Source organism: Demequina oxidasica (assembly GCF_000975115.1).
In the GTDB taxonomy this organism is placed as follows: Bacteria; Actinomycetota; Actinomycetes; order Actinomycetales; family Demequinaceae; genus Demequina; species Demequina oxidasica.
Map to the genome: position 1 here is coordinate 1452461 of NZ_BBRE01000001.1, position 25140 is coordinate 1477600.

Sequence of the window (25140 nt, forward strand, 5' to 3'; positions counted from 1 at the left end):
GGATGAGTCTCACCGATCGCTTCTACAAATTGCCTAATGCGTGGCAAGCAGTCCTTCCCGGCGTGCTCCTGGTGCTGGTGGGAGGCGCGGCCTTCGCCGCGATCCTCGATTCAGTGCTCGAAGGCAACGACCTCGAGTCTTGGGACCAGCCGATTCTTGACTGGATGGTGTCGATCCGCACCCCGTGGCTCACTGATGTGATGACGTTCGTCACCAACATGTTCGGACCCGTCATCCTGCCCATCATCATTGCCATCGCGTGTGCAATCTGGGGACTCGTGACGCGCAAATGGCGCGACCCCATCCTTCTCGCCAGCGCCATGGTGATGTCCACCGTGCTGTCGACGCTCATCAAGATCATCGTGCAGCGGCCGCGTCCCGAGGAGGACCTGCAGGTGGTGCCGGGATTCGAGACGTCCTTCTCGTTCCCCTCGGGGCACACCACGGGAGCATCGACCTTGGTGCTCGTCGCCGGCTACCTGCTGTGGCGTGAGCGGCGAAGTAAGAAGATGCTCGCCGTATGGATGGTCGTGTCGGTGTTCATCATCGGACTCGTAGGCGCGAGCCGACTGTACTTGGGGTACCACTTCCTGAGCGATGTGCTGGCAGGCGCCTGCCTGGGGCTCGTGACTCTGGGGCTGGTGGTCACGGCCTCGAGGCTGCTTGACCTGCGTGCCGGCCGAGACCCGGGCCGCCCCGACGAGGACGACCCGGCGCTCGAGGGCACCGAAGACGCAGTGACCTAGGCCGCGCGCTCGCGGACCACCGTGGCGATGTCCACCTTCTTGACGGCCCGCGCCGCGGGAATCTGCGAGATCAAGGCGGCCGCAAGGACACCCAGGGCGGCAGCCGGTAGCACCCACCACGACCACATGAGGTCGAGCTGGAACAGGTCGTTGTTGAACGTGTTCAGGAACTGCTGAGCCGCGACCGCACCCATCCACAGGCCGAGTGGGATGGCGAGGATGGTTGCCAGCAGGCTCTCCACCGCGATCGCGCCGGCCACCTTGCGCACGGGCGCACCCGCGGCACGCAGCGTGGCGAGCTCGCCCGTGCGCTCGACCACGTTGACGGCCATCGTCACGTACATCACGGCGAACGCGAGGATCGCGCCCAGCAGGATCATGATGCCGATGAAGGCCCAGAACAGGCCCAGGTAGTCGTCGATGGTGGAGATGATGGCGCGCGTGTCCTGATAGGCCACCACCCCATCAAGCTGTGTGATGGTCTGGCGCATCTGGTCGCGGTCTACGCCGTCGTCGAACGAGAGTGCGAACGCCTCCGCACTGGTCTCCGGCAGGATCGTGGCCGCCGCGTCGTTGGTCGTGTAGACCGAGGTGCCGATGGGCTCGTCGAGGAAGCCCGCGATGGTCACGTCGGTGTCGCCAGCATCGGTAGACAGGGTGATCGAGTCGCCCACACCCACGTCGAGCAGGTCGATGACGGCTTGGCCGATCAGCACGCCATCGGTCGGCAGGTCGATGAACGAGCCGTCCTGTGAACGGAAGCCATGCATCGTGGTGTCCGGCTCGTACCCGTGCAGCAGCGTGGCGTAACTGTCAGCGTCCGCCACGATGGTGACCTGGCCGAGCGTAGTCGGCTCCACGGCGGAGACGCCGTCGACGTCGGCGAGGGCATCGCCCACTCCCGCACCCTGCTGGGCGGCCACAGTCGCATCCTCCAGGTTGATCTCCGTGTACTGGAGGTTCACCGCCTGGACGATCGAGGTCATCATGCCCGAGGAAGTAAGCACCAGTACCAGCGCCAGCACGGTGCCGAGCATGGTTGCGAAAGTGCGCTTGCGGCTGCGGACAATGTCTCGCAGCGCCATGCGGGCTGAGACCGGCAGCCAGTCCAGTCGGGCGACCATGCGGCTCCACGCTCCGGGGGGCTTGGAGGAGCCGGCTGTGCGCATGGCGGCGGCCGGGGCGGTGCGCGACGCGGTAACGGCAGGCCCGAGCGCACCCAGGATGCCCACCACGATTCCGAACGCAAGCCCGATCGCGATCATCCAGGGGTAGTTGTGGATCACCGTGTCGGGAACGCCAACAAAGCCGGTGTACGCGGTGGTGACGGCGCGGTTGGCTAGCATGCCGAGCGCGACGCCCAGCACCGAGCCGATGGCACCGATGACGATTCCCTGGCCCAGGTAGTGGCGCAGCACGCGACCGCGGCGGGCTCCGGACGCCATGAGCGTGCCAATAATTGGCCGCTCCTGGATGATGCGGCGCGCGAGCAAGACCCACGACGCCACCCCTGCGGCGATCAGGAACATCGCGGGGAAGGCTTTAGACATCTCGTCGAACCCGTCCAGGTCCTCGCTCAACGTCGCATTGGACGCCTGATCTTCCCAGGGCGTGATAGCCGTGGCGCCAGCATCTCGCATCGCCTTCTGAACGGCGTCGCCGTCGGCGGCCGATGCATCGGCTGGCATGAGCGCCAGGGCCTGGTTGGGGCCCTCTCCGAACCACTGCTCCGCCATATCCTCCGGCGCGTAGGCCACCGCGAAGGAGTGCGGGTCGCTCATGATGTCCTGGCGGCTGCGTGCGGGCCAGAGGTACTCGGGGGTGTCCACGACTCCCTGGACGGTTACGGTGACCCAGCCGTCGAGGCCAAAGATCTGGAGGGTGTCGCCCGGGCCGATGCCAAACGTTTCCGCCGCATGCGTCTCGAGCAGCACCTGGTCGGTGGCCCCGTCGTCAAAGTAGTCGCCGTCAATGACGTCCACGTCGTCGATGGTGGGGTGCGCGTCGGTGGGCATTCCCACCACGCGACCTAGGAGTTTAGTGTCCTCGATCAGCATCGGAGGGTCTACCTGTAGCCGCGTGATGGCGTCCGATGCACCCGCATCTGTGGCGGCCGTTGCGACGTCCGTGGGGACGCCGCCGGTGGCGACGTAGTCAGCGAACGCGAGGCGATCGTAGGTCTCCTGGTAGGAGGCGCTGAGGTTCTGATACGCCCCCGCAGTGGCGACGTAGACCATCACGCCCAGCATGATGGTGACCGCGACGGCCGCGACCTGACGCCATTGGCGCTTGAGGTCGCGGATCGACTTGTGTGTGGTGGCGCGCATCTGCTGCTACCAGGTCACGTCGGCGGCATCGGCCGGGTTGTCGTTGACGGTGGATGACTCGATCTTGCCGTCCACCACCGTGATGACCCGGTCCGCGATTTGGGCGACGGAGACGTTGTGGGTGACGATGATGACGGTGCGTCCCTCGCGATGCAGGTCCTGGAGCAGGCCGAGGATCTGACGCCCGGTCGGTAGGTCCAGGGCGCCGGTGGGCTCGTCCGCGAGCAGGATGTCGGGGTCGGTCGCGAGGGCGCGGGCGACGGCCACACGTTGCTGCTGGCCGCCACTGAGCTGGGCCGGGAAGTTGTCCATCTTGTCGCCCAGGTCCACGGACTTCAGGAGGTCGGGCACGTGGGCCTTGTCGCCTTTGCCGGTCATCTCGACGATGACCTCGACGTTCTCGCGCGCGGTGAGCGTGGGGATGAGGTTGAAGAACTGGAAGATGAAGCCCACGTGGTCGCGGCGGAACGTGTCCAGCGTTCCCGGGTTGCGGCCCTCGATGTCCTCGCCCGCCACCTGAACGGTGCCGTCGGTCGCGGCGTCAATACCGCCGATGATGTTGCACAACGTGGTCTTGCCGGAGCCCGAGGGGCCGATCACCACGACGAGTTCTCCCGAACCGATCTCGAGGTCGATGCCCTTGAGTGCGTGCACGGCGGCGTCGCCGGTGCCGAAGACGCGCGTCACTCCTTTGAGACTGACTCCGCGGTTGGTCGCGACTGCAGTGACGGTGGGGGTCATGGGGTTTCCTTTCTGAAGACGCCGGACGTGTACGCGTCCATGGCATCGGCGACCCAGCGTTCTAGGCCTTTGGGGGAGAGGGGGTCGTCGCCGAGCACGTCGGCGAGGTGGTCTTGAAGCAGGATCATCGACAGGTCGTTGGCCATGAGGAAGGCCGCGCGCACGTCGGGGTCGGTGCTGGGTTCCATGGCCCCCGCGACTGTGGCGTCGTCGACGTAGCGCCTGGTGAGTTCGAACCACTGACGGATCAGCTTTCGCCCCGCGGGATCGCCGCTCAGGATTAGGCGGCGGAGGTAGGTGGGGATGGGGGAGTCCGCAGGCGTGGCCGCGAGGAGCACGCCAATCATGCTCACGGTTGTATCCTGCGTGACGGCGTCGATCGGCATGTCGAGAACCGCGTCGAAAATGCCGGCCACGTGCTCATCCGTGGCGTCGCGCAGTCCCTGCTTGGAGCCGTAGTGATGCAGGATCAGCGCGGGGGAGACGTGGGCACAGGCGGCAATGTCGCGCACGGTGACCGCGTCGGGTCCCGATGCTGCGAACAGTTTCAGGGCACATTCGAGGATGTGGTCGCGCGCGGACGCCGGCGGCTCAGCTGGGCTCGGTGGGGTGGTGGCGGAATCGGTCACGGTACTACTGTACTGAACAAGCGTTCAGTTTGCGGTGGAAGTGGGCCGAAGTGTCGTGTTGATTCATCACCAATGTCCGGATAAGTGCAGATTTGGTAAAAGTCTCGCAACCTTGGTTGTCGGAGTCCTCCGATACGCTTCCCAAAGACACAAGGGCAAAGCGCCCATGTCTGAGGAGAATTTAATGTCTGAGGTCAACCCGACCGGTAGCGGCGAATTCGCTGCTGCACCCCCCGTTCCGCCGGCTTCCGCGCCCGCGATGCCCGGAGCCCCCATGCCCCCGCAATACGCAACTCAGCCCCCGGCCAACAAGCCGTCCGGCACCATGAGCATCGTCGCGATTTCGCTCGCTGGTGTCGCCCTCGTGCTTTCATTCCTTGGCCCCATCGCATTTTTCGCGTGGTTCTTCGCGCTCCCTGCATTCATTCTTGGAATCATCGCGACAGTGCGGAAGGCTGACAAGCGCGGCCTTGCCATCGCAGCAATCATTGTGAGCTCGGTCGCCTTCCTGATCTCGATCATCGTCTTCATCGTGTCGCTTGCGAGCGCCGTCGATGATGCGTTTGACGACACGAGCGGCGGTGCGACGGTCAAGGAAGAGACGACTGACGACGCCGATGTCGCTACCGAGGAGACCCAGGCGGCAACGGACGAGGTTGCCGCTGAAGGCGACGCGGAGGACGCTACCGGCGATGCTGGCACCTACGAAAGCCCCGTCGACGCCGGCACGGTCTGGGTCTACGACGCGTCGTGGTTTGGCGAGGATGCCACTGTCTGGGACGGCGTCATTGACGGCGTGATCGAGATCCCGCTGAGCAAGTACTCGGATGAGGAAGGTAAGTGCTACGCGACGCTTGGTTCGCTCACTCCGACCAGCCTCGCTGAAGGCGAGAACTTCACGTCGTGGATCGATGCGCCGCAACTCGCGCTCATCGCGGCCGGCACGGTTCAGGACGGTTACGGCTCGTGCGATGAGGAAGACATCGAGGCTGCCGGCTATGGCAGTATGACCGATGTCGAGGTCGGACTCGGTGTTGAATACAAGTTCTACGACACGGTGTTTGTGCCGGCGACCATCACGGATGCGCCGGGACTCGTCGTCATCGGTGACGCGTCCTCGGACGAAGCACTTTACGTGAACGCAACGCCGTTTGACCTTCCGTAAATTGATCACGCGTAGAGCGGGCCGGGGCATTGAGCCGCGGCCCGCTCTTTGCGTTTGCCGTGCATGAGCTTTGCTAGCGTGCGTGCCCAAGCGGGATACGTGCCGCCCAATTAGAGAATCGGTTGAGCCTGCCCGCCGAGCCCCTCAAGACACCAGTGTCTGCCGTGACGCCGGCGCCGACTACCTCCCCTGCTGAGCAGGTTGATGGTGGCGAACGGGTGGACCAAGGAAATGGTCGCGGCGAGTCGCCCTTAGGCGAGACCACCCTCACGGTAGAAGCTCCAATAGGTACAGTCTTCAACAACGATGGTTGCGGCGCCTGGGAGCGGATAGGCGACTGAACGCAGACGGCCCCCGAGCTTTCGCAGGGGAGCCGTCGGACGTTAACAGTGTGAGGCTAGTCCTCGTCGGCCTTGCCGGAGTCGAGACCCTCCGATATCGCATCCATCACAGAGGAGTCAGCGAGCGTCGTCACGTCACCGACGGGTCGGTGCTCGGCCACGTCGCGCAGCAGGCGCCGCATGATCTTGCCGGAACGAGTCTTGGGCACCTCGCTCACCACGAGGATGGAGCGCGGCTTAGCCAGCGCGCCGATCTCCTTGGTGACCTGCTTACGCAGTTCGACGCCCACGTCATGGCCCGAGGCATCGGCCCCCGCAGCATCGGAACGCACTACTACGAAGGCCACGACGGCCTGGCCGGTGGTTTCGTCCGCGGCGCCAACGACCGCGGCCTCCGCGACCCACGGGTGCGACACAAGCGCGTGTTCGATCTCGGTGGTCGATAGGCGGTGCCCGGACACGTTCATGACGTCGTCCACGCGGCCCATGAGCCAGATGTCACCATCAGCGTCGTTCTTGGCGCCGTCGCCCGCAAAGTACATACCTGGGAAGCGTGACCAGTAGGTGTCCTCGTAGCGGGCACGGTCGTTCCAGATGCCGCGCAGCATGGACGGCCAAGGCTCGCGGACTACAAGGTAGCCGCCCTTGCCTGCTCCAACTGACTCGCCGGCGTCGTCCACGACGTCAACGGCTATACCGGGGACTGCGCATTGCGCGGAGCCTGGCTTGGCCGCGGTGACGCCGGGCAGTGGGGAGATCATGATGGCGCCGGTCTCCGACTGCCACCACGTGTCGACCACGGGGCAGCGGTCTCCGCCGATGACCCGGCGGTACCACATCCAGGCCTCGGGGTTGATGGGCTCACCCACGGAGCCGAGTAGGCGTAGTGAGCGCAGGTCGAACTTGTTGGGGATGGCCTCGCCCCACTTCATGAAGGTGCGGATCGCGGTGGGTGCCGTGTACAGGATGGTGACACCGTACTTCTGAACAATCTCCCACCAGCGGCCCTCGTGTGGGGCGTTCGGGACTCCCTCGTAGAGCACTTGGGTGGCGCCGTTGATCATGGGGCCGTAGACCACATACGAGTGGCCGGTGATCCAGCCCACGTCAGCAGTGCACCAGTACACGTCCGTCTCAGGCTTGATGTCGAACACAGCCTTGTGTGTGTACGCCGCGCCGGTCAGGTAGCCGCCGGTGGTGTGGAAAAGACCCTTGGGCTTGCCGGTGGTGCCGGAGGTGTACATGATGAACAGTGGGTGCTCGGCCTCAACCATGACGGGTTCGTGGGTCTCTGATGCCGGACCAACCACGTCGTGCCACCACAGGTCGATCTCATCGTTCCACGCGGTCTCCTGCTTGGTGCGCTGCACCGTGAGGACGTGCTTAACGGAGGCGCAGGCCTCGGGGTGGTGATCGCTGGGTGCGAGGGCCTCGTCGACCAAGGGCTTGAGGCCAAAGGCGCTGCCTCGGCGAAAGCCGCCGTCGGCCGTGATGACCAGCGAGCACTCGGCATCATCGATGCGCTGGCGCAGGCTCTCCGCACTGAACCCGCCAAAGACAACAGAATGAATTGCGCCGATGCGCGCACAGGCCAGCATGGAGATGACGGCCTCGGGGATCTGAGGCAGATAGATGGCGATTCGGTCGCCCTTAACTACTCCCAGGGAAAGCAGCCCGTTCGCGGCTTTGGAGACCTCGCGTTGCATGTCTGAGTAAGTGAAGGTCTGGGTGTCGCCGGGCTCACCCTCGAAGTGGAAGGCGACACGATCACCGCGACCCTCGCGCACGTGGCGGTCTACGGCGTTGTCGCAGGCGTTCAGGGTGCCGTCCGCAAACCAGCGCGCCACAGGTGCGTCCGACCAGTCCAGGGTCTCAGTGAAGGGCTTGTCCCAGTGGAGCTCGCGAGCCTGCTCGGCCCAGAACTCGGGGAGGTTCGCGGAGGCACGCTCGTACGACTCGGTAGTCGCGTTTGCCTGCGCGGCAAATTCGGGAGACGGCGGGAAGGACCGGGTCTCGGTGTGCAGGTTCTCTAAGGTGTGGGCTTCGTTGACCATCTCGCCAGCATAGTTTGTTAGGACTCCTTCCGTTTACCAATGTTGCGAGATTGTCATGTGGTCTGCAGGAATGGCCCACACGTGTCACGATGAGGGCATGGCTAATGCAGAAGGTTTTGACTACCGGACCCGCTCTAACGGCGAGGTCGCCATCTTCCACCACGGCAAGATGTCCAAGCTCATGCGCGATGATGAGGCCAAGGCGTTCCTGAAGGCGGTCGAGGACGGCGACGCGCAGCAGGCGATGGCTGACGCCGTAGGCAATGACGGTCAGAACTCGCGCCCCGGCGGCGGCCCTCAGGCTCCCGGCTCGTCGATGTCTGGTAACGGATCTGCGCACACCGTGACGGAGTTCCGCCGCAAGTCGATCTAGCGCAAGCCGGCCGGCGCATCGGCCGACCGTAGCTTTCGAGGGGTTTCGTAACGATTCGACGCCGTTCGCCTCTAAAAGCGCCGGGGCGGCTTTCGAGCGGGTAAGTTGCCTCACGTGAGTGCAACGACGGTCTCTACAGTTCCAGACGCGACGCCCGAGGGCGACGCCAGATCCAGCCACCGCATCTCCGGTGCGGACGGGCTGCGTGCCCTCGCAGCGCTTTGGGTGGTCCTCAGTCACGTTTATCAACGCCTGACCATCGCGAACTTGCCAGACTGGTTGCTCGACTTCAAGCTCGTGATGATGAAGGGCGCATTTGGCGTTTCGATCTTCTTTGTGCTGTCTGGGATGCTCTTGAGTTTCCCATTCTGGAACGCGTACTTGCACGGAAAGCCGATGCCGAGGCTAGGGCATTACGCCCGGCGCCGGTTTGCCCGCATCGCCCCGGGCTTCTACGCCAGCCTCGCCGTGAGCTTTGTGGTGGGTCTGTACCTGGTGCCGGATACTCCGTATGCCATCTGGCGTCTGATCTCGGGCTTTACCTTCGCCTCTGGACTGTCGTGGATTACCTTCTTCCCCGTCGAGGTGAATGGGCCGCTGTGGTCTGTTGGATTCGAAGTCGTCAGCTACGTCCTCATGCCGCTCGCGATGGTGGGAATGTTTGTCCTAGGCCGCCGCAAAGGATGGCGAGGCAAGCGCATCGGCATCGGGTATTGGCTACTCATCCTGGGAGTTGTCATTGCCGTGAATCAGTGGCTCGTCACTCACCTGACCACTCCCGATGAGTACAAAGGCTGGGACAAGGGAAACATCGGCGGAGCAGCAGAGTGGTGGCCCGACTACAACCCCATGGCACTGTTCGCGCACTTCCTGATCGGCATCATGGTGGCCGCACTGATCGTCATATGGCGTCAACGCTATGGAATGCTGCGCACGTGGTGGTGGGACCTCGTAGCGCTCGCGGGACTGGCCGGCGCTTTCTGGCTGGTGTGGGTGCACCGCGAGCCCCCGGAGCCTGATCACACCACCAACTTCCAGGGCCAGCCGTATCTATGGCCGTGGTTCGCCGTGCTCATCGGTATTGCGCTTATCGGCCTCGCGCAGTCGAGGTACCTTCACCGGATCGTGGACAACCGCTTCGCGCGCTTTACCGCGATGGTCAGCTTCGGCATCTACATCTGGCACTACCTGATTCTTCACCTGGTGTCGTATCTGACAGACGGCCAATTCGTGTACGGCGGAATCCTGAATCCGGTCAAGCACACGTGGTTGGCTGTCGCCGTGGTGCTGATGTCCTACGCGGTTGCCAGCGCGAGCTGGTTCTTGCTGGAGAAGCCCATCCTCAGATCCAAGTGGGCCACCAAGCCCGAGAAGCCGCGTGGCTAGTCGACGGTGAGGCTGTAGGCGTCGGAGATTGCCTCTTCCGGATCGCCCTCCACGATGTAGGAAACGGGCACATCGCGGCGCAGTAGTTCGAGCAAGGCGTTCACGGGCACGTCGCACTGAACCTCGGTGGGGTTGCCGTCGGCGTCTGTGAGCGTGTCGCAATACTGCTTGACCTCGGGGTCCTCGGCCAACGACGAGTACGCGATCGTGTACTGAAGAGTGGCGAGGCCGGAGATTCCCTCCTCAGTGAGGACGCGCGCGATGGCGGCGGGCTCGCCCAGGATCACGGGAGAGAGCATGTAGATCTTGTATTCACCTGCCGGGAGGTCCTTGTGCTCTTCCTTGAAGGCCGTAGCCTTCTCCTGCGCAACGGCGATCTCGGCCTCGGTGGCTGTTGCCCAGTCGATGTCGTCCCAGATGGCGCTCAGGTCGTCGGCTACGTCACACAGTTCGGCCCCGTTCATGCTGACCTTGCCCTCGGTGTACGTGGTGTTGTTGGGCTCCGCGACGTAGTACTCGGGCACGAACTCGGCACCCCAGTCGGGGGAGACAACCACGTCGTCGCGCGTCACGACCACGGTGCCTTCGCCTGCGAGGAACGCGCGCGCCTCGTCGCCAGTGACACGGAAGCCAGGGTTCGCCTCGAGCGTCTCTAACCCGTCATCGAGCATGACGGCGCCGTCCACCCGCGCCTCGATCTCGTTGGCGATATGTTTCTCTGGTGCGTAGGTCTCTCCGCACTGGGGTACTGAGTGAAGATCGGCGACGGAGAAGTTGATCGCTCCCACGTCGAACGTAAGGCTGACGGTGTCGTCACCGGGAGTTGCTGATGGCGGGGGAGACGGCGTCGTGACTGGCGCGGCGACGGTCTGAGAGTCCCGCCAGGCCTTGACACCGAACCATCCCGCCGCTGCGGAAACGCACGCCACCAGAACCGCGGCCACGATGATCAGTGGCTTGGGCATGGTTACTCCTTAGGCGTCGTGCTGATGGTCGCGACGGGCCCGCACCCGTACTGCGTTGAAGGCGAGGTTAACCCACTTTTGTTGCGGGTTTTTTACGGCGCACGGCGCGGTCAGGACTTACGCCTAGTAATCGGTCGTTATGGGGCAGAAAGTTGATCGAGGTACAGCAGCGAGGCGACGCTTTCCCCAGGCGTGTCGCCCTTGAGGGTCATCGTCACGCTGCCATCTATGACCACGCCAATGATGCCCACGCCCACGTCAACTATGTCGTCGCAAGCACTGACATTCGAGAACACTAGGTCGACAGTAGTCGGGCCAGTGAACCGGTCGTACGGCACCGTGTTGCTTCCCGCGATGGTGACGTCTGCGGCGCCGGTAATGACTGAAGTGAGGTAGGAGTCGGAGCCCTCGCGGTTCACGGGGGTGTAGGTCACCAGCCAGGCCTTGGCATCGTGGTCGAGTGTTAACTCTCCGGCGCCCTGCGTGGTGGGGAGAACACTCACGTTTGTCGAGGTGAACGCATTCTTGTCCATGCCTATCGTGTACGGAATGCGCCCGCTCAACGTGATGGGTGCGGCGGGGGTGGTGAAGTCGAAGGTGGTGCCACATTCGATCGGGTCCGATACGTCAAGTGGGTTCGCCTCCATGAGGTCGCGCACTGAGGAATCCGGATCGCCGGTGACGGTCAGCGCGATGGGGTCGCCCACCAGGGTGATGTTGAGGGGTTCGGTGAAGTCCTCAGGGTCATACGGCAGTGACACGGTTCCCGCGTCCACGTCGACAATCGCGCTTCCCGTCGCGTCGCCCAGGCACGAACGAGGCGACATATATTGCGCGACCGCCTGCTTGCAGTCCCAAGACCCGGGAGGGAAGCCAGCAGGCCGTTGGTCGCTAGGAAACTCGTTGACCCTGATGCCACTGTCGTTGAGATGTCGGAGCGCGGCCGCCTCCTCGCTGGCCCAAACGCGCGCCACCGGTATCACCTGGTACTCGCCTGGCTTCAGCTCTCCGTAGCCGATCTCGTCGGTTCCTGAGGTGCTCACGTCGGGGCAAAACATGCCATCGCGGCCGACTCGTGGAGTGCTCTCGTTTGCTTCAAAGTCGGAGTAGGTCCAAAACTGCGGCGACCCATCATCGGAAACAAAGAAGCCTGCGACCTTGCCGTCTTTCACGAGCATCAGCGTGACCGGTGTCTGCTCGACGGGCAGCGCGTTCGAGGAGTCGTACGTGATCTGCGCCGGGACTGGTTTACCGCGGCCGGTGTCGGGTGAGTCGAGGTCAATCATCTTTGGCGCGGCATCGATGCTGATGCCGAAGTGAGCCAGGGTCCCCGAGGGTGGGGGTGCGGCCGCGCCGCAATCGAGCATGGCTCCGAATCCGTCGTATTCGGGGCCGCCGTCGATGGGAATGACCGCGGTCGCCAATGGGATGGTCAAGTCCTCGGTGGCGGACGCCGAGGGCGACGGGGTGAATACCAGCGATGGCTCGGGGGAGCCCTTCACAAAGCCGAAGCCCGCGATCCCGAGTCCCACACAGGCGACCGCTGCGACGGCGCCGAACGCAGCACGCGAGCGGCGGCGTCGTGACCGTGTCGCTCGGGTCACCTGTGTGGGGGCCGTGGCAGCATCGGCCTCCAATGCCACCTCCGCCTCGCGCATGAGCGAGCCCAGGCCGCGGGCGATGTTGTCCCTCATCGGCGACCACCGCCTGTCCCGCTCAGTTCTGACGGACCGCTGGCGAACCCGTGAGGCCGGCCGGGTGCGGGGCGTGACTGCATCAGCAAAAGGTACATGGGGAAGGTCAGTTGGGGAGGTGGTGTTGGATGGTGAGCAATTGATGGGTGTGGGCGGCCGGAGGCGCGCCGGTGGCGGTCAATGAGATCCTGCCGTCCAAAATGGCGGAATCAATATGCGCCGTGTCGAGGTCGAATCCCTCGCACAACTCGACATTGGTCAGCACCAGGTCAACAACTTCCGGCCCGTCGTAGCGGTCGTAGGGCACTGTGTTGCCGCCCGCGATGGATGCCTCGGCCACGCCTACGATCCGCTGGTTGCCCGGGTGCTCCTGGAAATAGTTGTAGTTCTCGGTCACTCCCGCCACCAACCAAGCCTTGGCCCCGTACTCAAGGTCAATCTCGCCTGAGCCCGGGGTTGCCGCGAGCATCTTGATGTTGAACGCGTTGAACGCCCCTTTGCCCAATCCCAACGAGGAGGGAACATCTCCGCTCGCTACCACCTGAGACTTGGGCGTGGTGTAGTCGAACGTGACGCCGCATTCGATGGTGTCCGACGCATCAAGGGCCTTGGAGGAGTAGCCCGCGAACTCAGGCTCGATGAATGGCTCGGTGACGATCAGCGTGACGGGGTCGCCGATCACTGTGACGTCGAGGGTCGCGGTGAGTTCGGAGGGCTCGTAGGGGAGGGTGACGGTGCCGGCCTGTTCGTCGACAATGGCGGTTCCGATGACGTCTCCCAGACATGCGCGGGGAACGTAATTGTTGTCGACGGCCTGCTCGCAGTCCCACGACCCTGGACGGTAGAGGGCGGTGGAATCCACCTCCGGAACTTCACCGACGTAGATCCCCTTTTTGTACAGGTATTTGAGGGCAGCGGCCTCATCGCTGGCCCACATATGCGCCACCGGCATCACCTGGTACTCCCCCGGGTTGAGGTAGCGCCAATCATCGCCTTGGGGGGCGTCCTTGCTTACCTCTGGACAAAAAGGGCCCACCGGCATCAGCGAAGCGCCACCGTAGAACGTCTCGAAGTTGTTGTACGTCCAGTAGGGCTGACTCACTTGCGAGAGGAACCGGCCGGCGATCTTGCCGTCCTTGATCAGAAGCAACGTCACTGGATCCTGCTCAACGGGCAGCGGCTCTTCCGCACCGTAGGTCGTCCATGTGTCCACAACTGCTCCCTGGCCGGTCAACAGCGCGTCCGGTGCGATCGAAAGCGGGGGAGACTCGGCGATGGTGACCCCAAAGTTGTCCACGATGCCGGTGGGCTGCGGCGCTGGGGCGCCGCAATCGACCGCGGTCGTGAGTTGCTTATACGGCGCGCCACCGTGGATTGGAATCGTCGCATTGGCGAGGGGCACCGTGAGGTCCTCAGTGCCTGAAGGCGACGGCGATGGGGTGAGGGCGAGTGAGCCTTCGGGGGAACCCGTGACGAAGCCGACCCCTGCCATGCCCAACCCGAGGCAACTTACGACCGCGGCGATACCAAGAATCGAACCCGATCTACGATGCCGCGATCGGGCAGCGGCCGTCACGTCCGCGGAAGCTTGGGTCGCGTCGGCCGCCAAGGAAATCTCGGCCTCGTGCAGGAGGTCGTCTAGTCCGCGGGCGATGTTGTCCGTCATTAGCGACCGCTTCCCCCGGACACCTCGACTGTGATGACGTCTCCGCCGCCCACAAAATGATCCCGGTTTGGCGGTGTGTCCCCGGTGGCCCCTGCCAGGGCGACACCTGCCCGGTGCAGCATGTCGACCGCCGAGTTGGGGGTGGTGCCAAGCCGATCAGCGACGTCATCGGCAGAGCAACCATCGATCCACCATGAGATCGCCGCCACGCGTTCCCAGGGGCTCAGGTATGCGAGTACTGGCCCCAGCGGCGATGAGGTTGAGCCCACGCCGATGCCACGGTCGCCTACGCCGGCACGTTCGTCTGCGTCGGTACTTCTTGGTGAGGCGGTGGAGGCCTGCGTGCTTTCTGTCAGCCTCCGGTCCTTGTCGTCCACATGGTCGTTGCTTTGCTCCGGCGGGGTGAAGGCAGACGAGTGGACGGGAGGCGCGTACACAGCGTCGGCCGGTGCGGTGGCGCGTGCTCCCGTGGTGACGCCGGGCGCGGGACTGGCCTTGGCATCGGCCCGATGTTTGTCCGCGTAGGCACGGGAGATTGCTTCGCGGATGGCGGCCTCGCGCGCCCCCTCGGTACGTGGCGCCCGTAGGGAGCCCATGATGGCGACGATCGCGGCGTCCGTGAGCTCGCGAATCTCATCACGGTGGGGAGAGAGCATTGCCGCGTAGCTTAATAGCGCAGGGTAGCGATCATGCGTGACTGTGTCGAGCCCCCTGTTTCGCCGTCTATGCATGGTGCTCCGCTGGTGTGTAGAGGTTGTTATCGCTCTCGTGTCGTTGATCGATAAATCAGGATGCCTGCGACGACGGCGACCGCGATCGTCACCAATGTCGCGATGGCCGGGCGCGCGGCCGAGGTGTTCCGCAACCCCACGGGGCGCTTGAATCGAAGTACGCCCCAGCCGTTCTCCTCGCAAGCGCGGCGCATGTTTCGATCAGGGTTGACGGCAAATCCGTGGCCCACGATGTTGAGCATGGGCGCGTCGGTGATGGAGTCCGAGTAGCCGAACGAACGCGCCAAGTTGTAACCGCGCTTCTCAGCCATCTCCTCGATGGCATCGGCCTTGGACTGGCCGTACGCGTAGAACGTGATCTCGCCCGTGTACTTGCCCTTCTTGGACTCCATCTTGGTGGCGATGTGGCCGTCTGCGCCCAGCATCTTAGCGATGGGCTTGACCAGTTCCGAGCCGGAGGCGCTGACGATGATGACGTCGCGGCCGTTCTCGTGGTGACGACGAATGAGGTCGAGAGCTTCGTCGTAGACCACGGGGTCGATGTGCTCGTGGATGGTTTCCTTAACGATTGCGCGGACCTTCTTGACTTCCCAGCCCTTGATGAGTCCGCTGAGGGAGTCGCGCAGACGGCTGGTCTGACGCTCGTCCGCGCCGCCGACGAGGAACAGGAACTGTGAATATGCGGTGCGAATCGCATCCGTGCGGGTGACGAGTCCGCCCTCGTAGAACGACCGGGAGAACGCCATCGACGAGCTCGTCGCGATGATGGTCTTGTCGAGGTCAAAGAACGCTGCGGTGGGGCGTGGTGCCAGCGGATCGGTGCTCGTCTGTTCAGTCGTCGTTGCCATGCGTTAAGAGTAACCAGACAGTGTGACGAATGGCGAGTGTCTCGCGGTGCACGGTTGTGCACAGACTCAGATGAGAAGCGCTACCTCCACTGTTTTGGGTCCCTCCTCCCGGGCATCCCTTGCCGCGGGTCACGCTGGCCTCATGACTGTCCCCCCCGATGCTGACCGCTCACCGCACCTGGCGCGGCTGCCCCCACCGGTTGATCCGCTCGGGCCGTTGGCCGCCGTAGTGCGGCAGCCCGGCGTGACTGACGTGGTGGTGAATGCGCCGGGGGCGGTCTGGTGTGATCGGGGACTCGGTCTGGAACGCGTCAATATGGCCTTCGCCGATGCCGCGGCGGTGCGGGAATTGGCGGTACGGCTGGCATCGGCCGGCGGCAGGCGGCTCGACGACGCCAGCCCGCTCGTCGATGCGCGCCTGCCCGATGGCACTCGGCTACACGCCGCGCTGCCGCCCATAGCGGACGAGTGCGCCCTGATCTCGCTGCGCACCGTGAGGCGGACTCCGTTCTCGATTGCCGACCTCGTGACGGCGGGCATGGTGCACGTCGGCCTGGCGCCGCTTCTTGAGGGGTTGGTGAGAGAACGTGCGTCGGTGCTCATCTCCGGGTCGACGGGGGCGGGTAAGACTACTCTGCTCGCTTCCCTGCTCTCGCTGGTACACGACTCCGAGCGGATAGTTGTGATTGAGGAGGGAGGGGAGGTGAGCCCCACGCACCCACACGTGGTGCGGCTGGTGGAGCGGCGCGCCAACGTGGATGGCGCGGGCGAGATTGGGCTCGCGCGGCTGGTGCGAGAGGCGTTGCGCATGCGCCCAGACCGGATTGTGCTGGGGGAGTGCCGAGGCGCGGAGGTGCGCGACGTGCTGACGGCGCTCAACACCGGGCATCGTGGCGGAATGTCCACCATCCATGCCAACTCAGCGCTCGACGTGCCCGCGCGGCTGACGGCATTGGGATCACTGGCGGGTATGGGTGCCGAATCGGTTTCCTTACATGCGAGCGCGGCCTTCGACTGCGTGGTGCACGTGGAGCGTGGAGTAGCCGGCCGGCGCGTGGTGCAACTTGGCGTCCTCGACGCGGACCCCGGCCTTGAGGTGGTGGCGGGAGTCACAGTGCGGGACGGAGACAAGCTTGAACGTGGCCCGGCATGGACGCGACTCGCCGAGCTGGCTGGACTCACGTGGCGCGAGATTGCCGGCGATCTGGCAAAAGCCGAGGTGGGCCAAGGCGCACTAGGTGGCGCGGTGGTCAACGATGCGACGGCGTAGCGGTCGAGCGCATCGGGAGCTCGCGCCGTCGCGCGGCGACCACGCCCCATCTGGGCGTGACCTGCGGGACGTCGACCCACCCATCGTTCTCGCGGCTGTGGTGGGGTTGCTGCGCTCGGGCATGAGTGCGCAGGCAGCTTGGGAAACAGTGGGGGTCACTGACGTAGGCGAGGACGGCACGCCCGATCTTCCTTGGCAGGGCGACTGCGGGGTGGCGGTGCGGGCGGCGTGCCGGCTCTCGCACCGCACTGGTGCCCCTCTTGCGACCGTCCTTGCTGCCGTCAGCGCACACGTAGAGAGCACACTGGAGGCTGACGCGCGGCGCGAAGCGGCGGCCGCGGGGCCGCGACTAAGTGCGCGCGTCCTGACGTTCCTGCCGGCGGTCGGATTGGGGCTAGGGGCGGTCGTCGATTCGACCGTCATTCGGGTGGTGGTGGAGACCCCCATGGGGTGGACACTGATAGCGGGCGCGGGCGCTCTGACTATGGTGGGGCGCGCGTGGATGAGGCGCATGATGCGGGAGGCTGAGGAGGCCTCTCGCGAGTTGTGATGCGGTCGCGGAAGGGCAAGGCGCTAGTGCCTGGCGTCGGTGAGGCCGTGCCTGTGTCGACTGCGCTGACATTGGTGGCGGCCGCGATCGCCGCCGGACTCGACGTTCTGGGTGCACTGTCGGCAGTAGGTGAGGCGATGGGTGGCCCCAGCGGCCGTGAGTTGGGAGCCGTGGCGCGCGATGTTGCGGCCGGGGTTCCGTGGGAAGGCGCGTGGTCCGCTGCCGGGGCTCGTTGGGCGCCGCTCGAGGGGGCGTTGCGCCCGTGCTGGGTGGCAGGGGCCGCGCCTGGCGCATCGCTCGAGGCGACGTCGCGTGCGCTCGCAGGCACGGCCCGGCGTGAGGGAGAGAAGGCGATGGCTGAGCTGGGCGTCGCCCTGGCGCTGCCTCTCACGCTCTGCTTGCTACCCGCGTTCACCCTTGTTGGAATCCTGCCCATGGTGATCGCCGTCGCTATGGGCGCCGGTGTCTCGCTTGGCTGATGTCCACAGGCACGCCCCGCGCAGTCGCACTTCGCAAATCCGGGCACCCCACAGCGGGGGCTGAAGGCGCCGCGCGATGCTGGGAATCCATCAACCGAAGGGGAAGATCATGAACGACCAGGAGCATTGGAACGTGGCGCGACTCACCGAGGGATCGGCGGGAAGCGGCAGCTCCGAAGGGCAGCGAACGGCGGGTCGTGGGGCGCGTGGTGACGATTTGCGCAACGGCACCAGGAGGAGTCCCACGGGGGACGATCGCGGCATGGCCACTGCCGAGTACGCGCTGGTGACGGTCGCCGCGGCCGGGTTCGCGGGGCTGCTCATCGTGTTGCTGAAGTCGTCCGAGGTGCGTGAGTTGCTGATGGGCATCATTCAGGGCGCACTGGCCGGCTAGAAGGTGACGACGATGCGCTGGAGCGACGGCATGAGCAGTGCAAAGCGTCAGCGTTATGGCGGCGGTCCCGTTTGCGGAAATCGCCGCGAACGGGGCTCCGTCAGTGTAGAGCTCGCACTCGCTTTGCCGTCCGTGGTTCTGGTGCTGGGTTTTGTACTGACGGGGGCGTCCTGGGTGCGTGCCGAGGTGTCCGCGACCCAGGCCGCCGCAGTCGCCGCGCGGATCGCTCTCACCGACGGTGACGCTGCCGCTGTGGACGCCGCTATTCGCATCTCGGGAGGGGTGGCATCGGTATCGCGCGATGGCGCTTGGGTAGTGGTGTCGGTGATTGTCGAGGGCCAGGGGCCAGTCCCCGACGGTGAGGCCACCGCCCGAGTTCCGGTTCAGCCGTGAGCATGTCAAGGCGTAGTCGGATACCGGCGGCACAAAGGCACGCCGTGAGACTTCGTGATGACTCGGGTGCGGGAACCCTGCTTGCCATCGCTGTACTCGCGGTGGTGGGTCTGGTGGCGGTATTTGCCGGCGGGTTGGCGGGTGCGTCAGTTGCGCAGGTGCGGGCACAGGGCGTCGCGGACCTCGCCGCGCTCGCGGCCGCGAGGGCGGCGCGTGACGCGCTCGCGACGCGCGACCTTGCCTCGGGAAATGTCGACGCGTGCCAGGTTGCCGCAAGGGTTGCGCGAGAAAACGGATCGAGAACCAGGCTCTGCGTGGTCGACGCCAGGGGTGCGGTCAGGGTTGAGATCTCCGTGGCCACGAGGTGGGGGGATGCGCGAGGATCGTCGCGGGCTGGGCCCCGAGGTGCGGGCTGAGAAGGTTCCAGAAATGCGGAAAGCCCGGTGATGACTCGGGCTGAGGGATCCGAGCCACCACCGGGCTTCTACGACTTGACCGTAGCGCGGCTGAGGGGTGCGCTCCGCGGTCAAGAAGCGCAGAGTGACTTGCGTCCATCTGCTACGAACCTTGCGGCTCGTGTGTAAAACGTAACCCAGTTTCTAGCGGGTTTATGTCCAAAACGGCTCCTCCTGTGATGAATTACACAAGCGCAACGGGAGCGTGAAAGGGACATTTCGCCCCGAACGTCGAAACTGACCAGAAAGTCAACCTTTATGGACCCGACTCCACTCCAATGCGGACCGCAATCGCGCCGGTCTCGAGTGCAGAAAACATCGTGGTGATGCCTACCTGCACGTGCCGCCACTGACCCCGCAAGCGGTCTGTGGTCATTGGCGGCCTATGGGGTGGAGTCGATGGGCGGCTCAATGGGCTGCGCGGGCACCAGCAGGTACTCGCCAAAGGGATCGTCGATGGGCGTTCCACTGATGGTGAATGCGGCGGCATCGGCGGCAGCCCGGAAGCCACCCACGATGTTTGGGGTCTGTCCAGGAACGGCCGATGCACCATCGTCTAGCGTGGGTTCCTCGCCGTTCGCAGTGCCGCTGTCGGCAAATTCGAAGTACTCCTGTGTGACGAGCAGCTCGTAGTTGCCCGCGGGAAGATCCTTGCTGTCCCAACAATTTTGCAGAGGCACGTCGAGGTCGTACCCGAAGGTGTCGCCCTCAGTCAGGCTCTCCTTTATGGGCTCGACGTCGGGGTTGACGATCTGCTCGTCCGCCGGGCCAAAGGTGAGGATAGCCTCCTGGGGCAGGGAGCCGACCACAATCCCGTTCCACAGAATCAGGGCACCGGGGTCAGTCGTGTAGAGGTTTTCCGTGGTGAGGGCTGTCCCCGTGACGGAGACGGGAAGCAGTGCTCCAGGTTCGGCCGCGGGAAGGGAACCCACGTGGATGGCTACCCCCGTCTCGCCCCGGGCGGCGTCCGGATCAGTGGCCTGGCCGCAGACGCCCCACGCAAGCTGCGAGCCGGCGGCGCCAGCGCCAGCATCCCCGGCGACGGCCGGCAGGTCGGGCTGCGAAGGCGCAACCTCTGCTGCCGCGTCCGTCGCGAACTCGGCGTCACTCGAGGAGCTGAACCCATTGGGGCCGATGATGCCGAAGGCGATGACGCCGATGGCGGTCACGCCCACGATCCCGGTAGCGGCACCGCGCATTCCGCGGTTGACGGACACGCGCCGCGCGGCGGCATGAGTGGAGACGGAGACGCCGTCCAACGGTGCGCGGTCGGCCGCGCCACGCAGTGCATCTGAAAGCTTGACCATGGTTACTGTCCTTCTGAAGATCGGGGGGCTGCGGCATCTGCGGCGGGGGAGGGGGCAGCGTTTCGCAAGCTCGCGTCCTCGAAGGTGCCGAGCGCGAGCTCAAGCTGGGAGAGGCCATCGGAGAGGTAGCGCTTGACCGTGCCGGCCGCGATGCCAAGCGTGCTGGCGATGGCGGGAACGGTGAGGTCGTCGAAATACCGCAGGACCACGCAGGCCCTAACGCGTGGCGGCAGGGTGGCCAGCGCCTCGGCGACATCTGACCCAGCTTCGACCTGTCCGAACTCGTCGCGCGTCGTCTCCGCGGGCTTGAAGAGGTGCTGCACCCGCTGCCAGCGCTGCGAGCGGCGATAGCCGTCGATGTACACCGATGTGATGGCCCGGCGCACATAGCCCTCCGCCTTCGCTGCGGTGAGTCCAGGACGGGGCTTGGAAAAGGTCCGCACCAGCGCGTCCTGGACCAGGTCCTGCGCCTGAGTGGGGTCGCCGCAGACCACGTACGCGTATCCGAGCAGCGCGCGCTCGCGATTTCGCACCAACTCGTTCATGGTGTCGCGCCAGTCAGTCATCGTCCCTCCTCTGCCTCAAAGTCAGTGGTTGTCATGCAGTGTCAACGCACGGCACGCCCAAAACGTTGGGGCTCACCGCGCGCCGGGCGCGAACGTCGCTAGACTTCCCGCATACCCATCATGGGTGAGACAACGTGGTCTCACGCAGGCAACTCGTCAAGGAGGACGAATGTCTACATCCGTTGGAGCGACCGTGGAAGTGGGATCTTCTTCCATGACCATCGTCGCGGTCATCGCGGCCATCGCCGTGGTTTCGCTCATCTTCTCGTACATGCTTCGTCGCCAGGTGCTTGCCGCCAAGGACGGAACTCCCAAGATGAACGAGATCGCCGACGCGATCCAGGAGGGGGCGTCCGCGTATCTGCGCAGGCAGATGCGCACGCTGGTGGTCTTCGCGGCCATCGTCTTTGCGCTGCTGTTCCTCCTGCCAGGTGACGGCGGGGTGCGCATCGGCCGCTCGGTGTTCTTCCTCCTCGGCGCGGGCTTCTCTGCCGCCATCGGCTACATGGGCATGTGGCTGGCAGTCCGTGCGAACGTGCGCGTCGCATCGGCGGCGACGTTCCCCGGCGGCCGCAAAGAGGGTGCGCGTATCGCGTTCCGAACCGGTGGCGCCGTGGGTATGTCCGTGGTGGGCCTCGGCCTGGTGGGTGCCGCGAGCGTGGTTTTGATCTATCGCGGCGATGCCGCGGCTGTGCTCGAGGGCTTCGGCTTCGGAGCCGCGCTACTCGCGATGTTCATGCGCGTGGGTGGCGGAATCTTCACTAAGGCGGCCGATGTGGGGGCTGACTTGGTGGGGAAGGTCGAGCAACACATCCCCGAGGATGACCCCCGCAATGCGGCGACCATCGCCGACAACGTAGGCGACAACGTGGGTGACTGCGCCGGCATGGCTGCGGACCTCTTCGAGAGCTACGCCGTGATGCTCGTGGCCGCACTCATCCTGGGCAAGGCCGCCTTCGGCGAGCAGGGCCTGGTCTTCCCGCTGATCGTCACCGCGATCGGTGCGTTCACTGCCGCCCTTGGCGTGTTCGTCACCAAGATTCGCAAGGACGAGAGTGGACTTAAGGCCATCTACCGCGGCTTCTACATCTCCGCAGTCGTGGGCGCAGTGCTCGCGGCAGTCGCATCGTTCGCCTACCTGCCGTCGGACTTCTCGTCCTTTGAAGGTTCGTCCCTCGGCGACCTGCCGGGAGACCCCCGCATCATGGCCACCGTCGCCGTCTTTGTCGGCATCGGCCTCGCGGGACTGATCCTGTGGCTCACCGGCTACTTCACCGACGTGGCCCAGAAGCCCACCAAGCGAGTGGCGGAGACGTCGCTCACCGGCGCCGCGACCGTGGTGCTGTCCGGCATCGGGCTCGGCCTCGAGTCCGCGGTGTATACCGCGACTGTGATCGCCGGATCGGTCGTCATCCTGTTCTTCGTGGCCGGCGCCTCGGTGCCGCTTGCGCTCTTCCTCGTGGCGCTCGCGGGTTGCGGACTGCTGACCACGGTAGGAGTAATCGTGGCCATGGACACCTTTGGGCCAGTCAGCGACAACGCACAGGGCATCGCGGAGATGTCCGGCGAGGTGGACGAGGAGGCGGCCCAGACACTGACCGACCTCGACGCCGTGGGCAACACCACCAAGGCCATCACCAAGGGCATAGCGATCGCGACGGCGGTGCTGGCCGCGACCGCGCTGTTCGGCTCCTACTCGGAGACGGTCGCGACGGCTCTCGCTGAGGCGGGCGCCGCCGCAGCGGACTTCAGTTACGACATCATTCACCCGCTCACTCTGGTGGGCGTGATCATCGGTGGCGCAACCGTCTTCTTGTTCTCTGGACTGGCCATTGACGCCGTCACCCGTGCCGCAAGCGCGATCGTGTTCGAGGTTCGCCGCCAGTTCCGCGAGATGCCGGGCATCATGGATGGCACGCAGCGACCCGAGTACGGCCGTGTGGTGGACATCTGCACCCGCGACTCGCTGCGCGAGCTCGCGACCCCAGGCCTCCTGGCCGCCACGGCGCCTGTGTTCGTGGGATTCTCGCTAGGCATAGGTGCGCTGGCGGGCTTCCTAGCCGGAGCCATCGGTACCGGTGTGCTCATGGCCGTGTTCCTCGCAAACTCGGGCGGTGCCTGGGACAACGCCAAGAAGATCGTGGAGGACGGCCATCACGGTGGCAAGTACTCGCCGGCGCACGAGGCCACGGTCATTGGTGACACCATCGGCGACCCGTTCAAGGACACCGCCGGTCCGGCGATCAACCCACTCATCAAGGTGATGAACCTGGTGGCTCTACTGATCGCCCCCGCGGTGGTCGTGACGTCCTACGGCGCGGACGCCAACCCGTGGCTGCGCGGCATCATTGCCGCCATCGCCGCCTTCATCGCCATCACGGCGGTGGCCCGCGCGTCACGCCGCTCTCACGCAGCCGATGCTCGGGGAGAGGCCGACCGTGCCGCTCACTCCGAGGGGCGCGAGTCGCCCTCGCCAGGCTCTGCTGTCGATGCCGCGGCGCCTGAGGTCGACGAGGTGCCGTTCGACCAGGAGGCTGATTCGGCTCCGCGGCAATGAGGACATCGCGCGCGACGCTCGTAGGCGGCGTCGTTGGGGCCCTGGTGGTGGTGGAGTTCACCTCCGGGGTGTTGCAGGGGTACTACACACCGCTATTCACGGACGTGGCACGCCACCTGGGAATCCAGGATGCGGACATCAACTGGTTCGAGGCTGCGCAGCTGCTGTTGAGTGCCATTGTGGTGCCGTTCATGGCTCGCCTGGGCGACATGTTCGGCCACCGCAAGATCCTGATCTTCTCGCTGGTGGTCACGCTGGTCGCGAGCATCGGCGTCGCGTTCGCGCCCACGTTCCCCATCTTCATCGCGGCTTGGGCGCTGCAGGGCTTCTACGTCGTGTGGCTGCCTATGAACATTTCGATCATCTTCCTGCGGGCCCGCGACCGGCCCAATAGTGCGGCGCTGACCCGCAAGGGCGCCGGTCTAATCGTGGTGGCCCTCCAGGCGGGCGCCATCATCGGTGCGCTTGCCGGAGGACAGCTAGGCACCATCTTCGAGGGCAGGCTGTGGCTCACGCTGAGCGTGCCGGCTGTGCTGGTCGCGGTGGCGTTGCTGGTCGTCATCTTCAAGGTGCCGGACCCGGGAGTGCGCGCCGGCGGCAAGGTCGACTCGCGCGGCACGGTGGTGCTCTCCCTCGCCTTGCTCGCGATCACCGGCGGCCTGTCGCTAGTCCGGCTGCACGGCGTGACCGCATGGGTGTTCGGGATGGTGTTGCTCGGTATCTTCCTGCTGTGGGTATTCGTAAGAGTCGAGCAGCGCAGCGCGGACCCGCTCATCGACATCGCGATGTTCAAGCGCCCCGAGTTGTGGCCCGTGTTCCTCACCTCGGCCCTCTTTGGGGTCAGCGTGCTTGGTGCGCAGGGCCCACTGTCGACTTTCGCTCGCACCGATCCCGGCGAGGTGGGCTACGGGCTGGGTGCCAACTCTGCCACGGCCTCGTACCTCATTGGCGGCTACGTGATGTCGCTGCTGGTGGGTGCCGGGTTGTTTGCGCAAGTGTCGCGCTCCTTGACCCCTCGCAAGGTCTTGATCGGAGCATCGGCGCTGGTGGCGACCGGCTACTTCGCCCTGATCCCGTTCCATGACAGCTTTGGCCAGGTGCTCGGCTGCATGATTGTCGCGGGCGTGGGCTCGGGAGCGCTGGTGGCGGCGCTGCCGGCCGCCGCCGCCGCTGCCGCCCCTCCTCATCAGACCGGTGTCGCCACGGGGCTGACCAACACCACCAAGGTGATTGGCGGGTCCTTCGCCTCCTCGGCCTTCGCGCTGGCCCTCGCGGGAGGTGCGGTGGTGACGACGTCAGGGGCGGAGTCGACCGCGGGCTCGCTGTCTGGCTACATTGCGGTGTGGGCGATCTGCGGCGGGACCGCGGTGGTCGCCACGATCTTCCTGTTCGCCGTCCCCAAGGTCGCGTTCATGTCGCCGCCCATCGGAGACGTCGACGGCTTACCCGCGGCCGATGCTGGCGGCGCGGTGGCGCCGGACGCGCACCCGCGAGAGGGTTGAG

At 65.2% G+C, this 25140-nt stretch carries 23 protein-coding genes; 12 read left to right on the forward strand and 11 right to left on the reverse strand.

Annotated features, from left to right (window positions below):
• Window positions 1–2: 2 nt before the first annotated feature.
• Complete coding sequence (locus AOP77_RS06745) at window positions 3–746, forward strand: phosphatase PAP2 family protein (RefSeq protein ID WP_062211025.1); 744 nt, start codon at window positions 3–5, stop codon at window positions 744–746.
• Here the strand turns inward: AOP77_RS06745 and AOP77_RS06750 are convergent.
• The 3 genes from AOP77_RS06750 to AOP77_RS06760 are packed head-to-tail and all read right to left on the reverse strand — an operon-like array spanning window position 743 to window position 4443.
• Entirely contained in the window at window positions 743–3073 is a 2331-nt protein-coding gene (locus tag AOP77_RS06750) for an ABC transporter permease (protein WP_062211028.1), read from the reverse strand. The genes AOP77_RS06745 and AOP77_RS06750 overlap by 4 nt on opposite strands.
• Before the next feature lie 6 nt (window positions 3074–3079).
• A complete protein-coding gene (locus AOP77_RS06755; RefSeq protein ID WP_062211031.1) occupies window positions 3080–3814 on the reverse strand; it encodes an ABC transporter ATP-binding protein in 735 nt (244 codons plus the stop codon).
• Window positions 3811–4443 (reverse strand): TetR/AcrR family transcriptional regulator, encoded by a 633-nt coding sequence (locus AOP77_RS06760; protein ID WP_062211034.1) that lies wholly within the window; start codon window positions 4441–4443, stop codon window positions 3811–3813. The genes AOP77_RS06755 and AOP77_RS06760 overlap by 4 nt, the downstream gene beginning before the upstream one ends.
• Window positions 4444–4627: 184 nt before the next feature.
• Here AOP77_RS06760 and AOP77_RS06765 point away from each other — a divergent pair, with 184 nt between their 5' ends.
• Window positions 4628–5608, forward strand: coding sequence for a DUF4190 domain-containing protein (locus AOP77_RS06765; RefSeq protein ID WP_062211037.1), 981 nt, complete (start codon window positions 4628–4630; stop codon window positions 5606–5608).
• A 397-nt stretch (window positions 5609–6005) separates the two neighbouring features.
• Here AOP77_RS06765 and acs read toward each other — a convergent pair whose 3' ends face one another.
• Window positions 6006–8003, reverse strand: a complete 1998-nt coding sequence (gene acs / locus AOP77_RS06770) for an acetate--CoA ligase (RefSeq protein ID WP_062211040.1) — start codon at window positions 8001–8003, stop codon at window positions 6006–6008.
• A gap of 97 nt (window positions 8004–8100) precedes the next feature.
• On the opposite strand from acs, the gene AOP77_RS06775 reads away from it, so the two are divergent.
• Both AOP77_RS06775 and AOP77_RS06780 read left to right on the forward strand, forming a co-directional pair.
• Entirely contained in the window at window positions 8101–8376 is a 276-nt protein-coding gene (locus AOP77_RS06775) for a hypothetical protein (RefSeq protein WP_062211042.1), read from the forward strand.
• A gap of 114 nt (window positions 8377–8490) precedes the next feature.
• On the forward strand, window positions 8491–9762 hold the full coding sequence (locus AOP77_RS06780) for an acyltransferase family protein (protein WP_160300057.1): 1272 nt from the start codon (window positions 8491–8493) through the stop codon (window positions 9760–9762).
• Here the strand turns inward: AOP77_RS06780 and AOP77_RS06785 are convergent.
• From AOP77_RS06785 to AOP77_RS06805, 5 genes are all read right to left on the reverse strand, one after another.
• Entirely contained in the window at window positions 9759–10727 is a 969-nt protein-coding gene (locus tag AOP77_RS06785) for a hypothetical protein (RefSeq protein ID WP_062211045.1), read from the reverse strand. The two genes, AOP77_RS06780 and AOP77_RS06785, sit on opposite strands and share 4 nt — an antisense overlap.
• A 137-nt stretch (window positions 10728–10864) precedes the next feature.
• Window positions 10865–12421 carry a hypothetical protein gene (locus AOP77_RS06790; protein WP_062211048.1) on the reverse strand — a complete coding sequence of 519 codons (1557 nt, stop codon included), beginning with the start codon at window positions 12419–12421 and terminating at the stop codon, window positions 10865–10867.
• Window positions 12422–12527: 106 nt separating this feature from the next.
• Window positions 12528–14087 carry a hypothetical protein gene (locus tag AOP77_RS06795; RefSeq protein WP_062211051.1) on the reverse strand — a complete coding sequence of 520 codons (1560 nt, stop codon included), beginning with the start codon at window positions 14085–14087 and terminating at the stop codon, window positions 12528–12530.
• A complete protein-coding gene (locus AOP77_RS06800) occupies window positions 14087–14743 on the reverse strand; it encodes a hypothetical protein (protein ID WP_062211054.1) in 657 nt (218 codons plus the stop codon). The genes AOP77_RS06795 and AOP77_RS06800 overlap by 1 nt, the downstream gene beginning before the upstream one ends.
• Window positions 14744–14844: 101 nt before the next feature.
• Window positions 14845–15666, reverse strand: coding sequence for an HAD family hydrolase (locus AOP77_RS06805; RefSeq protein ID WP_062211057.1), 822 nt, complete (start codon window positions 15664–15666; stop codon window positions 14845–14847).
• 142 nt (window positions 15667–15808) lie between these two features.
• On the opposite strand from AOP77_RS06805, the gene AOP77_RS06810 reads away from it, so the two are divergent.
• The 6 genes from AOP77_RS06810 to AOP77_RS06835 all read left to right on the forward strand — a co-directional run bounded on the left by AOP77_RS06810 (window position 15809) and on the right by AOP77_RS06835 (window position 19168).
• Entirely contained in the window at window positions 15809–16936 is a 1128-nt protein-coding gene (locus tag AOP77_RS06810) for a TadA family conjugal transfer-associated ATPase (RefSeq protein ID WP_169746470.1), read from the forward strand.
• On the forward strand, window positions 16923–17486 hold the full coding sequence (locus AOP77_RS06815) for a type II secretion system F family protein (RefSeq protein ID WP_062211062.1): 564 nt from the start codon (window positions 16923–16925) through the stop codon (window positions 17484–17486). The genes AOP77_RS06810 and AOP77_RS06815 overlap by 14 nt, the downstream gene beginning before the upstream one ends.
• A 26-nt stretch (window positions 17487–17512) precedes the next feature.
• Complete coding sequence (locus tag AOP77_RS06820) at window positions 17513–17965, forward strand: type II secretion system F family protein (RefSeq protein ID WP_160300058.1); 453 nt, start codon at window positions 17513–17515, stop codon at window positions 17963–17965.
• A gap of 109 nt (window positions 17966–18074) precedes the next feature.
• Window positions 18075–18359 carry a DUF4244 domain-containing protein gene (locus tag AOP77_RS06825; protein ID WP_084622436.1) on the forward strand — a complete coding sequence of 95 codons (285 nt, stop codon included), beginning with the start codon at window positions 18075–18077 and terminating at the stop codon, window positions 18357–18359.
• 30 nt (window positions 18360–18389) lie between these two features.
• Window positions 18390–18752 carry a TadE/TadG family type IV pilus assembly protein gene (locus AOP77_RS06830; RefSeq protein ID WP_160300059.1) on the forward strand — a complete coding sequence of 121 codons (363 nt, stop codon included), beginning with the start codon at window positions 18390–18392 and terminating at the stop codon, window positions 18750–18752.
• A gap of 44 nt (window positions 18753–18796) precedes the next feature.
• On the forward strand, window positions 18797–19168 hold the full coding sequence (locus AOP77_RS06835) for a pilus assembly protein TadG-related protein (protein ID WP_062211074.1): 372 nt from the start codon (window positions 18797–18799) through the stop codon (window positions 19166–19168).
• A 422-nt stretch (window positions 19169–19590) separates the two neighbouring features.
• On the opposite strand, the gene AOP77_RS06840 is transcribed toward AOP77_RS06835, so the two are convergent.
• Together AOP77_RS06840 and AOP77_RS06845 are read right to left on the reverse strand one after the other, a co-directional pair.
• Window positions 19591–20514 (reverse strand): hypothetical protein, encoded by a 924-nt coding sequence (locus tag AOP77_RS06840; protein ID WP_062211077.1) that lies wholly within the window; start codon window positions 20512–20514, stop codon window positions 19591–19593.
• A 2-nt stretch (window positions 20515–20516) separates the two neighbouring features.
• Window positions 20517–21080: a sigma-70 family RNA polymerase sigma factor gene (locus AOP77_RS06845; protein ID WP_084622379.1), complete on the reverse strand. Its 564-nt coding sequence runs from the start codon at window positions 21078–21080 to the stop codon at window positions 20517–20519.
• Window positions 21081–21249: 169 nt separating this feature from the next.
• Here AOP77_RS06845 and AOP77_RS06850 point away from each other — a divergent pair, with 169 nt between their 5' ends.
• Together AOP77_RS06850 and AOP77_RS06855 are read left to right on the forward strand one after the other, a co-directional pair.
• Window positions 21250–23637, forward strand: a complete 2388-nt coding sequence (locus AOP77_RS06850) for a sodium-translocating pyrophosphatase (RefSeq protein WP_062211079.1) — start codon at window positions 21250–21252, stop codon at window positions 23635–23637.
• Entirely contained in the window at window positions 23634–25139 is a 1506-nt protein-coding gene (locus AOP77_RS06855; protein WP_084622380.1) for an MFS transporter, read from the forward strand. Before AOP77_RS06850 ends, AOP77_RS06855 begins: the two co-directional genes overlap by 4 nt.
• Window position 25140 lies beyond the last annotated feature (1 nt).

Coding starts and splice junctions, on each gene's coding strand:
- AOP77_RS06825 (WP_084622436.1), top strand. CDS start 18,075: ATGAACGACCAGGAGCATTGGAACGTGGCGCGACTCACCGAGGGATCG.
- AOP77_RS06840 (WP_062211077.1), bottom strand. CDS start 20,514: ATGGTCAAGCTTTCAGATGCACTGCGTGGCGCGGCCGACCGCGCACCG.
- AOP77_RS06765 (WP_062211037.1), top strand. CDS start 4,628: ATGTCTGAGGTCAACCCGACCGGTAGCGGCGAATTCGCTGCTGCACCC.
- AOP77_RS06845 (WP_084622379.1), bottom strand. CDS start 21,080: ATGACTGACTGGCGCGACACCATGAACGAGTTGGTGCGAAATCGCGAG.
- AOP77_RS06815 (WP_062211062.1), top strand. CDS start 16,923: ATGCGACGGCGTAGCGGTCGAGCGCATCGGGAGCTCGCGCCGTCGCGC.
- AOP77_RS06795 (WP_062211051.1), bottom strand. CDS start 14,087: ATGACGGACAACATCGCCCGCGGACTAGACGACCTCCTGCACGAGGCC.
- AOP77_RS06750 (WP_062211028.1), bottom strand. CDS start 3,073: ATGCGCGCCACCACACACAAGTCGATCCGCGACCTCAAGCGCCAATGG.
- AOP77_RS06855 (WP_084622380.1), top strand. CDS start 23,634: ATGAGGACATCGCGCGCGACGCTCGTAGGCGGCGTCGTTGGGGCCCTG.
- AOP77_RS06830 (WP_160300059.1), top strand. CDS start 18,390: ATGAGCAGTGCAAAGCGTCAGCGTTATGGCGGCGGTCCCGTTTGCGGA.
- acs (WP_062211040.1), bottom strand. CDS start 8,003: ATGGTCAACGAAGCCCACACCTTAGAGAACCTGCACACCGAGACCCGG.
- AOP77_RS06775 (WP_062211042.1), top strand. CDS start 8,101: ATGGCTAATGCAGAAGGTTTTGACTACCGGACCCGCTCTAACGGCGAG.
- AOP77_RS06755 (WP_062211031.1), bottom strand. CDS start 3,814: ATGACCCCCACCGTCACTGCAGTCGCGACCAACCGCGGAGTCAGTCTC.
- AOP77_RS06745 (WP_062211025.1), top strand. CDS start 3: ATGAGTCTCACCGATCGCTTCTACAAATTGCCTAATGCGTGGCAAGCA.
- AOP77_RS06850 (WP_062211079.1), top strand. CDS start 21,250: ATGTCTACATCCGTTGGAGCGACCGTGGAAGTGGGATCTTCTTCCATG.
- AOP77_RS06800 (WP_062211054.1), bottom strand. CDS start 14,743: ATGCTCTCTCCCCACCGTGATGAGATTCGCGAGCTCACGGACGCCGCG.
- AOP77_RS06805 (WP_062211057.1), bottom strand. CDS start 15,666: ATGGCAACGACGACTGAACAGACGAGCACCGATCCGCTGGCACCACGC.
- AOP77_RS06790 (WP_062211048.1), bottom strand. CDS start 12,421: ATGAGGGACAACATCGCCCGCGGCCTGGGCTCGCTCATGCGCGAGGCG.
- AOP77_RS06810 (WP_169746470.1), top strand. CDS start 15,809: ATGACTGTCCCCCCCGATGCTGACCGCTCACCGCACCTGGCGCGGCTG.
- AOP77_RS06785 (WP_062211045.1), bottom strand. CDS start 10,727: ATGCCCAAGCCACTGATCATCGTGGCCGCGGTTCTGGTGGCGTGCGTT.